Below are 12,655 nucleotides of genomic sequence, written 5' to 3'. Positions count from 1 at the left end.
AAAGAAGGGTATTTAAAGATGTTAATTTTAGGTTCGACGTCACCAAGAAGAAAAGAATTATTAGAGAGTGCTGGTATTGATTTTTTAACTATCAAACCAAACTTTGATGAAGATTCAATTGATAAAAGTGCATATGATCCAAAAGAGTATGTTTCAGAAATGGCGAAACAAAAAGCCCTATCAATTTATGAAAATTATAAGGATCATGTTATATTAACAGCAGATACAATTGTAGTTATCGACAATGAAATTTTAGGAAAGCCAAAAGATGAAGAAGATGCTTATCGCATGTTAAAAAAATTATCAAATCGAACACATGAAGTGCATACCGCAGTATCAATTGTTTATAAAGGAAAAATTGAAAACTTTATATCAACTTCTTATGTCATATTTAATGACATTACTGATGAAGAAATTTATGCATATATTTCAACTAAAGAACCAATGGATAAAGCAGGGGCATATGCAATTCAAAGTGTTGTTAATGACTTTATTAAAGGGTTTAAGGGTGATTTCCATACGATTATGGGTTTACCACTAAAAGAAGTTATTGAAAGATTAAAAAAATATCCACTATAGAAAAAGAGAAATCTTATTCATTGATTTCTCTTTTTTCTTTAAGCATTTTTTTTAATTCATTTTCATCAAATGTATATTCTTTTTTACAAAAATTACACGTGATATGAGCTTTTTTATCTTCATTTAGTATTTCTTCTAATGACTGAATATTTAACGTCATTAGAGATTTTCTAAATTTATCTTTATTACAAGTACATTCATATTTAATTTCATGTTTTTCTAAAATATTTTCTGTACCATCAGCTAAATAACTTAACATTTTTTCAGGTGTTTGAAGTTTGAGTAACAAATCCGTAACAGAAGGTGTATTCTGTATTATTTTTTCTACTTTTTCGATAGTTTCTTGACTTGCATTTGGTAATACTTGAACAATAAATCCACCACTTACTTTAACGCTTGAATCTCGATCGACTAAAACGCCTAATCCAACAGCAGATGGTGTTTGTTCACTTACGGCATAATAGTAAGTGAAATCATCACCGATTTCACCAGATTGAAGTGGGCTCGATGATGTAAAATAATTGCCTTTCCAATCACGGGTTACATAAATAAATCCTCTACCTACTGCAGCACCTACATTAAGTTTTCCTTTTTTAGGACCGTCTTCATATTTAATGTAAACATATGGATTTAACATAAATCCACGAACAATTCCATTGATAGCTTCAACGGTCATTGATCCAATAGGTCCATCACCTTCGATTTTTAAAGTCAATCGTTCACCATCTTTATACATTAAACTCATCATTGCGCTTTGAGTTAAAAAACGACCAAAAGCAGCAGTAGCTGTAGGATGTGATTGATGAATTTTTTGAGCCTCATTTACAAGATGTGTTGATACTGATGTATATATTCTTATTTCTTTATTGTATGCTAAACCAATAACACTATAATCTTTCATTGTGCACCTCTACATTATTATAATTGAATTTTGTGATAAAATACTCAAAGGTGAATATAAATGAGTTTTAAATTAGGAAATTACGAAATAAAAAATAAATTAATCTTAGCACCAATGGCTGGAGTTTCCAATTCTCCATTTCGCTTATTAGCAAGAGAATACGGTGCTGGCGTTGTTTATGCAGAAATGGTATCTGATAAAGGTATCTTTCATCAAAATAAAAAGACACTAGAATTATTATACATGACAGAAGAAGAAAAACCATGTGCACAACAGATCTTTGGTAGTGATTTAGAAACCATGGTTGAAGCAGCAATGTTTATTGATAAAAATTCAAATTGTGACTTTATTGATATTAATATGGGATGCCCTGTACCAAAAGTTGCAATTTCTGCACAAGCTGGTGCGGCCTTAATGAAAGATCCACAAAAAATATATGATATCGTCAAAGCAATCAGCGAAAAAGTGTCTAAACCAGTCACAGTAAAAATTCGTTCTGGTTGGGATGATAAATCAATTAATGCTGTTGAAGTAGCAAAAATGGCAGAAAAAGCAGGTGCTAAAGCTATTACAATACATGCTAGAACACGCGCACAAGGTTATAGTGGAGAACCTGATTTAGATATTATCAAAGCGGTTAAAGAAGCAGTATCTATTCCTGTATTTGGTAATGGAAATGTTGTTGATGGTCCGAGTGCTAAAAGAATGTTAGAATACACAGGATGTGATGCTGTAGTTATTGGACGTGCAGCATTAGGTAACCCATGGATATTTAGAGAAATTAATGCATATTTAAATAATGAACCAATTCCAGAAAGAAAAGTTACTGAAGTAAGAGACTTAATGATTCGTCACTTTTTAGATTTAGTACGCATCAAGGGGGAACATATTGCATGTTTAGAAATGCGTAGTCATGGTCCTTGGTATTTAAAAGGATTAACTAATGCAAGTGAAGTTAGAAAAGAACTATCACGTATTGAAACAAAAGAAGCATTTCTAATGCACGTTAATAAGTATTTTGATGAAATGATAAAAAAATAAACAAATACTCTCAAAATTGAGAGTATTTTTATTTAAAATATTTTTCTATTCTACGAACAATTGCTTGTGGAATTAATGCTCTTAATTCTAAACCATTTTCAACATAATTCATATCAAGAACAGTAATATCGTTTTTAATTTCATCAAATATACGCATATCTTGGAAAGGAATTATAAATTTATAGATTCTTGAATCTTTATAAATATTTGAAAAAATTGATTGAATAAGTTCTTCCATACCTTCACCCGTTTTACTTGATACATATAAGTAATCATCTTTAAGGATTGGTGGATATAATCTTAAATCGCGTTTGGTTACAACCAATACTCTTGGTGTATCTAAAATACCTAGATTTTTTAAGATTTGTTGAGTTAATTGAATTTCTAATTCTGTAGGATTTAATCCATCAATAACATGTAATATAAGTTGAGCAGATTGAATGTCTGATAAGGTAGATTCAAAAGAATTAATTAATTCAGGTGGAAGTTTGGAAATAAAACCTACGGTATCAATTAAGATAAAAGGTGGATAGTTGTTTATTTTAATGCGTTTTGCTTTTGTATCTAATGTAGCAAACAACATATTTTCTTCAAAGACTAATGTTTTATCTTGGGCATAATGTTCACTAAAATAGTTCATTAAAGAGCTTTTTCCTGCATTCGTATATCCTACTAATGCAACCACGGGTATTTCATTTTCAATACGTTGTTTACGATTGATTTCTAACGTCTTTTTGATTTCTTTTAATTCAGCCTTAATTTGAGAGATTTCCTCATGTATTTTACGTCTATCAAGTTCTAACTTTGTTTCACCGGGCCCTTTTGCATTGAAAGAACCACCACCTTGACGTGATAATGATTTACTCATTCCAATTAATCTAGGTAGTAAATATAATTTTTGAGCTAATGAAACCTCTAGCATTGCTTGACGTGTTTTTGCACGTTCTGCAAAAATTTGTAAAATTAAAAATGAACGGTCAATAATTTGAGTTTCTAAAACAGACTCTAAATTTCTAATTTGAGCAGGAGATAGTGTATCATCAAATATAACAACATCAATATTTAATATTTCAACAGATCGCTTAATTTCGTTAACTTTTCCTGAACCAATATAAAAACGAGGATCAATTCGATCACTTGATTGTATAACGGTATCAACAACTTTAATGCGGTTTGCATGTGCCAATCCTTTAAGTTCTTCAATTGAAATCTTTGTAAGATTTAAATCTGTTTTATAGTTCAATGCAACTAAAATTGCACGTGTTGTTTCATTCATAAAATTTTTATCCTTTTTAGAATCTATATGTGATTATATCATAGTTATTAAATTATATTTATGCTATGATAAATATCATGATATAATTTAAGTAAACTTAAAAATAGTATTTAATTAACATAAGGTGGTGGCGCTATGCCAAATTGGGCACAAGGATTATCATTTTGGATGTTACTTGATTTTTATTTAATATTCATTTTGGTACTACTCATTTTAAGATTTGTTTTACATAACAAACGCATGTTTTCTATGTTTATTTTTTACTTATTCCTTTTAGCTATTTTATGGCTTTCAAGTACACTTGAGTTACCAATATCTAAAGATATATATATGATGGCACCATGGGTATTTTTATTTTTCATGATTATTATTGGTGCTCCTGATATTCGTTTAACATTAGAATCATTATGGAAAGAAACAGCGAAGTCAAGTGCTGTAATGATGGGTAGTGATCGTACAAAAAATGAAATCATTAAAGCGGTGACATTACTTTCTAAAAATAAAATTGGTGGATTAATTACTATTGAAAAGTTTAATACACTTGACCAATATTCAGAACGAGCTATTATGCTTAATGCCGATGTTAGTCATGAGTTATTAATTAATATTTTTACACCAAATACGCCACTTCATGATGGTGCAGTTATTGTTCGTGGCGATAAAATTTTGTGTGCAGGTGCTTATTATGTATTAACTTCTAACGAAAACTTTGAAAAAACAACAGGATCAAGACACCGTGCAGCATTAGGTATTTCTGAAATCACAGACTCTTTAACAGTTATTGTATCTGAAGAAACAGGTAGTATTAGTATCGCAATTAACGGCGTTATGACAAAAATGAAAGATGAAAATGCTTTAAATGAGTATTTATCATTATTCATGAAATAAGGAGGATCAATCAATGAATATATTTAAAGAAATCATTACACTTTTGATTGAACCTGTACGTTTCTTTGGTTCTAGAAATTTTTCAGGCAAAATAGTTGGTATCTTTGATAGACATAAATGGTTAGTTTATGTTTTAGCTTTCGTTATCGCATTAACATTTGTAGTAATTAAATATATTGTTCCATATTTATAAAAATGAGGTTCAAACTATGCAAGATGTTTCTCAACACCCAATATTTGGTATCATTATTGCAATATTCATCATTGTATTAGTTATTACTGAAAGTATACTTAAGGAAAAGGTGTTAAAAAATAGATTAACTTTTTCCTTTTTAAATCTTTCGGTTTTTGTTGTATGCTTATTTTTATATGAAACATATATTTTAGTTAATGAAAATTACTTGTTATATTACATTATTTATACATATCTAAATTATGCAGTATTCTTATTAACCCTCTATCAAACGTTTAGATTAGCATTAGTTAATGGTAGTCAATATCAACTCATCATTAAAGGTATTAAAAATTCAAAATGGAATGTTTACTTTGTTATTGATCAAAGAGAACGTATTAAAGATATGAGTTCATCGCTTTTAAGAGAACTTAACTTAGATAAAGATGATGTTATTGGTAAAAAAATGTTTTCAGTTTTTCAATCAAAAATTCGTTTTACAAAAATGAATAATGAAGATGCGAATGATAGAACAGTTGAAAAATTTTTTATTGAATATAAAAAAGAAGTAAGTTCAAACGATCATAGAGAATTAGAATTACAATTTAATAATTTTAGAGGCGATGCAGTTATTCTTCATTTAAATATTCAACCAATCTTTGTATTAGGAAGATATAAAGGATTTATGGTTGTCGGTGAAAAACGCAGTGAAGAAGAATTAATGGCTATTGAAAAAGAGTTGAAAACAACTGACAATGAACTTGAATCAATTAGACATAAATTTATTGCAACACTTGAATTAACAGATGAAGGATTATTTTATATTGATCTCGATCAAAAAGAAATTTGGGTTAATGATGTTTTATTAGAAGCATTACATCTTCCAAGTCAAACGATGAATTTAAGTGACTTTAGAGAATTAATGGATAAAGATGATTTAAAAAAATATCTTCAAACCATTTCTGGTTTAACTCAAACAAAAGATACATATAAAACAAGTTATAGATTATTAGTTGATGGTCAATATATTTGGGTTAAAGAAAAGGGTAAAAGATTATTTGAAGATAAATCATCATCAGTAATTATGGGGCTCATTTCACCAATGCAACAACGACACTTTAGAAAAACAAATATTGATGTTTTAGATAATATTAAAGATGAAAACTATTTAATTCCTGATATTCAAACACTAATCAAAAGTAAAAGACCTTTCCAATTAGCTATTTTCTCATTAAAAAATATTCCACAAATTAATGAAGAACACGGTAGAAGTGTCGGAAACATGGTTATGGCACAATATGTAGCTAAAATGAAAGAATCATTTATTTCAGAAAGTTCAGATATTTATCGTTTATCAGGATTAGATTTTGCATTTACGATAACTGATCAAAGAAAAATGAGTATTTTACATTCAGGTATTAAATCTGATGAAGATTATTTAAATATGAATCTTCAATATGGTTCATTATCTGTAGATTTAGAAGTTAAAATTGGTATTGCACAAATGTATGATGATGCAATCAATGCAGAAGATTTATACCAAAATGCAATGCTAGCATTAAAAACTGCAAACCATCCTAAATATAAAGGGCAAGGTTGTTACTTTAAGGATATTAAGTAATGGACAAAGCAGATATTCGTAAATTAATTATCGAAAAAAGAAAAAATAATTATGGAAGATTAAAAAAGGCAGAAACAAAAATTATAGAAGCTTTATCAAAAGATTTAGAATTTTTAAATTCAACATATATTGGTATATATTATCCAATGTATATTGAGATAAATTTGTTAAATCTTATAAATTTATATCCAGATAAAGTATTTGGATTTCCGAAAATTATTGGTCATGATATGATATTTGTGTCATATGATAAAACCAAAGGTTTTAATATAGGACCTTATCAAATTCATGAGCCGATAAGTGATTTAGATGTTTCACACAAAATTGAATATTACTTAGTACCTTCACTTGCAAGTTACAAAAACTATCGTCTAGGTTTTGGTAAAGGGTATTATGATAGATACTTTAATAAGTATAACCAAGGTATTAAAGTAGGTGTTCATTTAGAAGATGAAATTATTGAGTTTACACTAAGTGATTTAGATATTCCATTAGATAAATTTTTAATGGGATAGGAGGACCTTATGATTATTGAAACAGAGTTTGGACAATTTGAAATTATTAAAAATTACCGTGACGCATTTGATATACAAAAGTTTATTGAAAAATATGTTGATGTAGCTTTTGATCGATATACTTATATTGTTGGTGATATATCAGGAGATATTTTAAGACTTAAAGGATTTTCTCAAGATCCGAAAAGTCCTAATGGATATAAAAAAATTCCTGACTATATTAATGAATCATGTGCAGTTAATTGTCCGTTTTTCGTTTTAAAACGAGTTAAAAAAGAAAATGTTTAGTATAATGATATGAAAAGAAGGGAAGTGTTAAGATGGAAGATACTAACACTAAAGACCAAGTATTAAAAATTATTAATAAAGTTCGTCCATATATTTTAAGAGATGGTGGAGATATCGAATTAGTCAATATTGAAGATGGTATTGTTTATGTCAAGATGGGTGGAGCATGTGATGGTTGTGCAGCGATTGATATTACACTTAAACAAGGAATTGAATCAATGATGTTAGAAAACGTTCCTGGCATCATCGCGGTGGTTACAGTTTAAATGATTCAATCAGCTCATGCAGTTATTATAATTACACTTTCTGCAATGCTTATTGCACAAGTATTAAAATTCATGATTCATGCACTCATCTACAAAAAATTTGATCAATCAGTGCTTATTTCTACTGGTGGTATGCCATCTAGTCATAGTGCATTAGTTACTTCACTTGTCACTTCAATTGGATTATTTGAATATCATGATAATCAAACAGTTGGTTATCCGTTTGCGATTGCACTTGTTTTAGCATTAGTTGTGTTACACGATTCAATGGGTATTCGATATGAAGCAAGTAAACACGCTCGCGAATTAAATCAAATCAAATTAAGATTAAATTTAATTGAAAATATTGATGTAGAAGAAAAGAAGCTTAAAGAAGCATTGGGTCACAAACCAAAAGAAGTACTAGCAGGCATTATTTTAGGTGTAGTTATTGCTTTAATTGGATATTTGATTGTCACACTATGAGAAAATTCGGTTTAATAACAGACAGTTTAAATCAAGGTAATTATAAAAAGTATATTTTTAAAGATGCGAGTATCGTATCTTTATCTTTTTTAGGAGGTTCAAGAGAAATTCATCGTTTAGATGAATCTAATCTTGACCTTTTTGATATGTTTAAAAATGAATCTTTTGACTTAATGAAGCCAAATTCAGACCAATTTATAAAAGCCTTTAAGAAGCAAAAAGCATTAGGATATGAATATGTTATTTATTTAGCATCAAGTATTGGAAATGCGAAAATGGAACAGTTCGCAAGATTAGCTCAAACAATTATTAATGATTCAAATTTTATTGTTATACCAACACATACATTTGGTCCTGGAATTGATTTTATTGTTGAATTGTTACATTATTATCAGTCTCAAGATTTATCAATTCAACAACTCATTAAAAAGGTTGAAGAATCTATAACTGAAAGTTTGTTTTTAATACAATCAAAAAATATCATTGTCAAAAGTAATCAAAATAAATTAATGAATATGTTATTAAAATTAATACCTTATCAATATGTTATATCCTTTAATGATGAATATAAGTTTAAATTTAAGGCAATGAAAAAAGATCATATTTTAAATTTTATATTAAATCAAATTGAACTTAAAATAAAAGAAGGTTATGAACCATATATTAAGATTGCATATTGCACATCAGTTGAAGAAGCTAAACTTTTACATCATTTTATTTATCAAAAATATCCAAATTTAAATATCCAAATTTATGGTGAATTACCATTTGTCGTTGCGAAAAAATTGGGTATTAATGGTATGGGTATATTTATAGGTGTATTAACGTAAAAATTTAAATAAACGGTAGGTATATTTATGAAATTATTGTTTTACTTAAGCAATTTAATAGCAATTTTTATAAGTGCAATTATCTTTATTTTATTTCCATTTGATTTTTATCATTGGGCTACTTATTTTGGATTACTTATTTTATTTTTTCTGTTACTTATCTTATACAAAGTGAAATTGAAAAAAGAACCTATCAAACCAATAATTTTAAATAAATTGTTTTTAGTTAATTACTTGTCAATTACACTTTATAGTATGCTTTTTTACATAAGTTTGTGGACTTTACTACCTTTTATAGCACCATTTGGTAATATCAATATTTTATATTTACTATTTGCAGCGATTGAAGCGTTTGGATTAAATTATGCAATTACATGGATTACAAAACGAGCAACAAAAATTCAATCAAATATATCTAAAAAGCAATTTATTTTTGAACTTGTATTAGTTATTTATAATTTAAGTGGATTATTGATATCACCGTTATTAATACCAATTATCGGTTCATATCAATCAAACTTTTTATTAGAATATCATTTAACATATTTATTTGTATTTTGTGTTCCACTATTTATTATTATTGGATTTTATCAATTGATATTAGATTACCGCGAACAAGACTTAAAAGAATAATTTTAAATAAATAGCCTAAATTTCATGTGAAAATTTAGGTTTTTTTATTGCTGGAAAGGTTTTTATAAAATGTATACCTTTATATGAAATGTGATAAGTGTTATAATAAATTGAACAAAATGAGGGTGAAAAATATGGAAGTTAATGATCGTATTCAGTGTAAAGTCACCGGTGTACAACCGTATGGTGTATTTGTGACTTGTGAAAATGATTATCAAGGATTAATTCACATATCAGAAATATCTGATAAGTATGTTGCTGCAGTGGATAAGTTGTTTACTCTGGGTGATTTAATCTATGTTTCAGTGTTAGAAATAGATGAAAATGAGAAAAAACTTAAACTAAGTTATAAAAAGGCACATTTAATTCACCCAAAAGTATTTAAAAGATTAGATATTAAAATAGGATTTAGAAGTTTGGAAAACAAATTAAAAGATTGGATATCAGAAAAGAAAGAGGAAATGGAACATGGCACTAAAGATTTCAACTAAAGATGCTAACATTTTTTTAAATGAAAAAGTTACTCATTTACAATCAAAAGTAAATGAAATTCATGAAATGATAAAAAATAAGTCAGGTAAAGGAAATGATTTCTTAGGATGGCTTGATTTACCAGTTTCTTATGACAAAGAAGAACTAGATCGTATCTATAAATTAAAAGAACAATTTAAAGATTTAGATTGTTTAGTTGTAGTAGGTATTGGTGGTTCATATCTAGGTGCTAAAGCCGGATTAGAGTTTTTACAAACACCATTTAAAAAATCTAAACCAGAAATTATTTTTGCCGGACAAAATTTATCAAGTAATTATTTAAAAAATTTACTGAAATATTTAAATAAAAAGAATTATGCAATTAATGTTATTTCAAAATCAGGTACAACAACAGAACCTGCTATAGCATTCCGCCTATTAAAACAACATATTGAAAATAAATACGGTTTAGAAGAAGCAAGAAAACGTATTTTTGCAACAACAGACAAAGCACGTGGGGCTTTATATCAATTAGCTTTAAATGAAGGCTATGAAAAGTTTGTTATTCCTGATGATGTCGGAGGACGTTTTTCTGTGTTAACAGCAGTTGGTTTATTACCATTTGTGTTTAAAGGTGTTGATGTTAAAGGTATGTTAGAAGGCGCTAAAGATGCATACTTAGATGCTCAAACACCAGATTTAAAGAAAAATAAAGCATATCTTTATGCTGTTACACGCTATCTACTTTATAAAGAAGGTAAACAAGTTGAATATCTTGTTAACTATGAACCACGTTTAGCATTCTTTGCAGAATGGTGGAAACAATTGTATGGTGAATCTGAAGGAAAAGAACATAAAGGTTTATTAGTATCAAGTGCATCATTTACAACTGATCTTCATTCTCTTGGTCAGCAAATTCAAGATGGTTTAAGAATTATTTTTGAAACAGTTATCCAAGTTAAGAAAAATGATAAATTATTAATTCCTTATGATGAAAAAGATTTGGATAAATTAAATTATTTATACAATAAAGAAGTATCTTATGTGAATGAACAAGCATTAATTGGAACAAAGATGGCCCATGTTGATGGTGGTGTTCCAAATATTTTAATTACAATTGACAAACTTGATGCATATCATTTTGGTTATTTAGTATACTTTTTTGAAATCGCATGCGCAATGTCAGCGTATTTATTAGATGTGAATCCGTTTGATCAACCTGGTGTTGAAGCTTATAAGAAAAATATGTTTAAGTTGTTGGGGAAAAAATGAAAACATTTATAACAAGTAATAAAGAAGAAACTATTCTTCTTGGTGAAAAATTAATTAAAGCTTTAAAAGAAGACCAAAATGTTATTTTACTAAAAGGTGATTTATCAAGTGGGAAAACAACATTTACAAAAGGTATAGGTAAAGCATTAGGTATTACGAAAGTGATTAATTCACCAACATTTACAATTTTAAAAACATATGAAGGTTATAAAACACTTCACCACTTGGATTTATATCGATTAAATGATATTGGCCAAGACTTTGATTTAGAAGAATACATTAATGATTCAAATGCTGTAACGGTCATTGAATGGCCAAATCAAGTTGAAGCATTAATTCCAAATCAATATATTTTAGTTGAATTAACTTATTTAGATGAAAATAAAAGAGAAATTAAAATTAGTTCTCATAATACTGATCAAAGTTGGGAAGAAAAACTATGAAATTTTTAACAATTGATACATCAACAAACCTTTTGTTGATTGTATTACATGATGAAAAAAATATAATTGAAATCAATTCAAGAGTTGGAAAATCAGATCATCAAGCATATATAGTTCCAATGATTGAAGAAACACTTAAGAAAAATCAAGTTGAACTTGAAGCATTAAGCGGTGTTATTGTTGGTATCGGACCAGGATCATATACTGGATTAAGAGTTGGATTAATGACAGCGAAGATGTTATGTTATGCTAAAAAAATACCACTTTATACAGTTAGTAGCTTAATGTTATTAACATCTGGATATGATGAAAAAATTCTTGCATGGCATGATGCAAGAAATAATGATGGTTTTTCTGGATTCTATGAAAAAGGTATTCTAATTGATGAAGAAAAAGTCCGTAATTTAGATAACTTAACGGAAGAAGAAAAACTAATGATGGTTTATGTTAATCCCGACAGTTTTAAACTTAATATAGAACGTGTTTTTAAAAATAAAATTCATGTAGAAAATTACATGGGATTAGTTCCCAATTATTTAAGAAAAACAGAGGCTGAGGTTAAACTTGATCATAAAAGCGAGTAAAGAATATATAAAAAAGATTATTGAAATCGAATTAGACGCCTTGGGACATACCTTAGGAGAATCTTTTTTTGAACTTGAAATGGATAATCCATTTTCACATATTTATTTATACGAAAAAGATAATGAATTCGTTGGTTATATCAGCTTAAGAATTGTTGATGAAAAAGCAGAATTATTAAATTTTGGTGTAAAAAAGTTATACCAAAATCAAGGTATCGGACAAAAAATATTTTCTTTTGTCTTAGAAGATTTAAAAAAAGAAAAAGTCAAAACATTAATTTTAGAAGTGCGCAGTAAAAATCATACAGCAATTCATTTTTATCAAAAGTTTGGTGGAAAGAAAATTCACGAACTAAAAAATTATTATGGCGATGATGATGCACACATCTACTTACTGGAGGTTAAGTAAG

The 12,655-nt window shown here is 28.0% G+C and carries 18 protein-coding genes; 16 read left to right on the top strand and 2 right to left on the bottom strand.

Translation table 11 applies throughout. The annotated features are described in order from the left end of the window. Window positions 1-18: 18 nt before the first annotated feature. A complete protein-coding gene (locus T434_RS0104390) occupies window positions 19-579 on the top strand; it encodes a Maf family protein (protein ID WP_035358384.1) in 561 nt (186 codons plus the stop codon). Between the two features lie 13 nt (window positions 580-592). Here the strand turns inward: T434_RS0104390 and hslO are convergent, their stop codons facing one another. Next, window positions 593-1,480, bottom strand: a complete 888-nt coding sequence (gene hslO, locus T434_RS0104385; RefSeq protein ID WP_026400063.1) for an Hsp33 family molecular chaperone HslO — start codon at window positions 1,478-1,480, stop codon at window positions 593-595. Between the two features lie 60 nt (window positions 1,481-1,540). Between hslO and dusB the strand changes: the two genes are divergently transcribed. Further along, the gene (dusB, locus tag T434_RS0104380; RefSeq protein ID WP_026400062.1) at window positions 1,541-2,521 is read left to right on the top strand and encodes a tRNA dihydrouridine synthase DusB; all 981 of its coding nucleotides are present in this window, start codon (window positions 1,541-1,543) and stop codon (window positions 2,519-2,521) included. 28 nt (window positions 2,522-2,549) lie between these two features. Here dusB and hflX read toward each other — a convergent pair whose 3' ends face one another. After that, window positions 2,550-3,797 carry a GTPase HflX gene (hflX, locus tag T434_RS06990; protein ID WP_035358382.1) on the bottom strand — a complete coding sequence of 416 codons (1,248 nt, stop codon included), beginning with the start codon at window positions 3,795-3,797 and terminating at the stop codon, window positions 2,550-2,552. A 135-nt stretch (window positions 3,798-3,932) separates the two neighbouring features. Between hflX and T434_RS0104370 the strand changes: the two genes are divergently transcribed. From T434_RS0104370 to rimI, 14 genes are all read left to right on the top strand, one after another. Then, on the top strand, window positions 3,933-4,685 hold the full coding sequence (locus T434_RS0104370; protein WP_245588322.1) for a diadenylate cyclase: 753 nt from the start codon (window positions 3,933-3,935) through the stop codon (window positions 4,683-4,685). 13 nt (window positions 4,686-4,698) lie between these two features. Next, window positions 4,699-4,878 carry a hypothetical protein gene (locus tag T434_RS0104365; RefSeq protein ID WP_026400060.1) on the top strand — a complete coding sequence of 60 codons (180 nt, stop codon included), beginning with the start codon at window positions 4,699-4,701 and terminating at the stop codon, window positions 4,876-4,878. Between the two features lie 16 nt (window positions 4,879-4,894). Continuing rightward, a complete protein-coding gene (locus T434_RS0104360) occupies window positions 4,895-6,478 on the top strand; it encodes a diguanylate cyclase domain-containing protein (protein WP_026400059.1) in 1,584 nt (527 codons plus the stop codon). Beyond that, window positions 6,478-6,993, top strand: a complete 516-nt coding sequence (locus T434_RS0104355; RefSeq protein WP_026400058.1) for a 5-formyltetrahydrofolate cyclo-ligase — start codon at window positions 6,478-6,480, stop codon at window positions 6,991-6,993. The genes T434_RS0104360 and T434_RS0104355 overlap by 1 nt, the downstream gene beginning before the upstream one ends. Window positions 6,994-7,002: 9 nt before the next feature. Then, window positions 7,003-7,281, top strand: coding sequence for a YutD-like domain-containing protein (locus tag T434_RS06985; RefSeq protein WP_084301087.1), 279 nt, complete (start codon window positions 7,003-7,005; stop codon window positions 7,279-7,281). A 32-nt stretch (window positions 7,282-7,313) separates the two neighbouring features. Next, on the top strand, window positions 7,314-7,547 hold the full coding sequence (locus T434_RS0104345) for a NifU family protein (RefSeq protein ID WP_026400057.1): 234 nt from the start codon (window positions 7,314-7,316) through the stop codon (window positions 7,545-7,547). Further along, window positions 7,548-8,012, top strand: coding sequence for a divergent PAP2 family protein (locus tag T434_RS0104340; RefSeq protein WP_162150729.1), 465 nt, complete (start codon window positions 7,548-7,550; stop codon window positions 8,010-8,012). Continuing rightward, window positions 8,009-8,842, top strand: a complete 834-nt coding sequence (locus tag T434_RS0104335) for a DegV family protein (protein WP_026400055.1) — start codon at window positions 8,009-8,011, stop codon at window positions 8,840-8,842. The genes T434_RS0104340 and T434_RS0104335 overlap by 4 nt, the downstream gene beginning before the upstream one ends. 27 nt (window positions 8,843-8,869) lie before the next feature. Further along, window positions 8,870-9,475, top strand: a complete 606-nt coding sequence (locus T434_RS0104330; protein ID WP_026400054.1) for a hypothetical protein — start codon at window positions 8,870-8,872, stop codon at window positions 9,473-9,475. Between the two features lie 134 nt (window positions 9,476-9,609). Continuing rightward, on the top strand, window positions 9,610-9,966 hold the full coding sequence (locus tag T434_RS0104325) for a S1 RNA-binding domain-containing protein (RefSeq protein ID WP_035358379.1): 357 nt from the start codon (window positions 9,610-9,612) through the stop codon (window positions 9,964-9,966). Continuing rightward, entirely contained in the window at window positions 9,944-11,218 is a 1,275-nt protein-coding gene (locus tag T434_RS0104320; protein ID WP_162150728.1) for a glucose-6-phosphate isomerase, read from the top strand. Before T434_RS0104325 ends, T434_RS0104320 begins: the two co-directional genes overlap by 23 nt. After that, complete coding sequence (gene tsaE / locus T434_RS06980; RefSeq protein WP_162150727.1) at window positions 11,215-11,661, top strand: tRNA (adenosine(37)-N6)-threonylcarbamoyltransferase complex ATPase subunit type 1 TsaE; 447 nt, start codon at window positions 11,215-11,217, stop codon at window positions 11,659-11,661. The genes T434_RS0104320 and tsaE overlap by 4 nt, the downstream gene beginning before the upstream one ends. Continuing rightward, window positions 11,658-12,245 carry a tRNA (adenosine(37)-N6)-threonylcarbamoyltransferase complex dimerization subunit type 1 TsaB gene (gene tsaB, locus T434_RS07510; protein ID WP_051614407.1) on the top strand — a complete coding sequence of 196 codons (588 nt, stop codon included), beginning with the start codon at window positions 11,658-11,660 and terminating at the stop codon, window positions 12,243-12,245. Before tsaE ends, tsaB begins: the two co-directional genes overlap by 4 nt. After that, complete coding sequence (gene rimI / locus T434_RS07505; RefSeq protein ID WP_051614405.1) at window positions 12,226-12,654, top strand: ribosomal protein S18-alanine N-acetyltransferase; 429 nt, start codon at window positions 12,226-12,228, stop codon at window positions 12,652-12,654. The genes tsaB and rimI overlap by 20 nt, the downstream gene beginning before the upstream one ends. The last annotated feature ends 1 nt before the right edge of the window (window position 12,655 follow it).

The organism is Acholeplasma equifetale ATCC 29724 (assembly GCF_000687735.1).
GTDB lineage: Bacteria > Bacillota_I > Bacilli_A > Acholeplasmatales > Acholeplasmataceae > Acholeplasma > Acholeplasma equifetale.
This window is presented reverse-complemented; position numbering and strand designations above follow the sequence as displayed.

Coding starts and splice junctions, on each gene's coding strand:
- T434_RS0104390 (WP_035358384.1), top strand. CDS start 19: ATGTTAATTTTAGGTTCGACGTCACCAAGAAGAAAAGAATTATTAGAG.
- hslO (WP_026400063.1), bottom strand. CDS start 1,480: ATGAAAGATTATAGTGTTATTGGTTTAGCATACAATAAAGAAATAAGA.
- dusB (WP_026400062.1), top strand. CDS start 1,541: ATGAGTTTTAAATTAGGAAATTACGAAATAAAAAATAAATTAATCTTA.
- hflX (WP_035358382.1), bottom strand. CDS start 3,797: ATGAATGAAACAACACGTGCAATTTTAGTTGCATTGAACTATAAAACA.
- T434_RS0104370 (WP_245588322.1), top strand. CDS start 3,933: ATGCCAAATTGGGCACAAGGATTATCATTTTGGATGTTACTTGATTTT.
- T434_RS0104365 (WP_026400060.1), top strand. CDS start 4,699: ATGAATATATTTAAAGAAATCATTACACTTTTGATTGAACCTGTACGT.
- T434_RS0104360 (WP_026400059.1), top strand. CDS start 4,895: ATGCAAGATGTTTCTCAACACCCAATATTTGGTATCATTATTGCAATA.
- T434_RS0104355 (WP_026400058.1), top strand. CDS start 6,478: ATGGACAAAGCAGATATTCGTAAATTAATTATCGAAAAAAGAAAAAAT.
- T434_RS06985 (WP_084301087.1), top strand. CDS start 7,003: ATGATTATTGAAACAGAGTTTGGACAATTTGAAATTATTAAAAATTAC.
- T434_RS0104345 (WP_026400057.1), top strand. CDS start 7,314: ATGGAAGATACTAACACTAAAGACCAAGTATTAAAAATTATTAATAAA.
- T434_RS0104340 (WP_162150729.1), top strand. CDS start 7,548: ATGATTCAATCAGCTCATGCAGTTATTATAATTACACTTTCTGCAATG.
- T434_RS0104335 (WP_026400055.1), top strand. CDS start 8,009: ATGAGAAAATTCGGTTTAATAACAGACAGTTTAAATCAAGGTAATTAT.
- T434_RS0104330 (WP_026400054.1), top strand. CDS start 8,870: ATGAAATTATTGTTTTACTTAAGCAATTTAATAGCAATTTTTATAAGT.
- T434_RS0104325 (WP_035358379.1), top strand. CDS start 9,610: ATGGAAGTTAATGATCGTATTCAGTGTAAAGTCACCGGTGTACAACCG.
- T434_RS0104320 (WP_162150728.1), top strand. CDS start 9,944: ATGGCACTAAAGATTTCAACTAAAGATGCTAACATTTTTTTAAATGAA.
- tsaE (WP_162150727.1), top strand. CDS start 11,215: ATGAAAACATTTATAACAAGTAATAAAGAAGAAACTATTCTTCTTGGT.
- tsaB (WP_051614407.1), top strand. CDS start 11,658: ATGAAATTTTTAACAATTGATACATCAACAAACCTTTTGTTGATTGTA.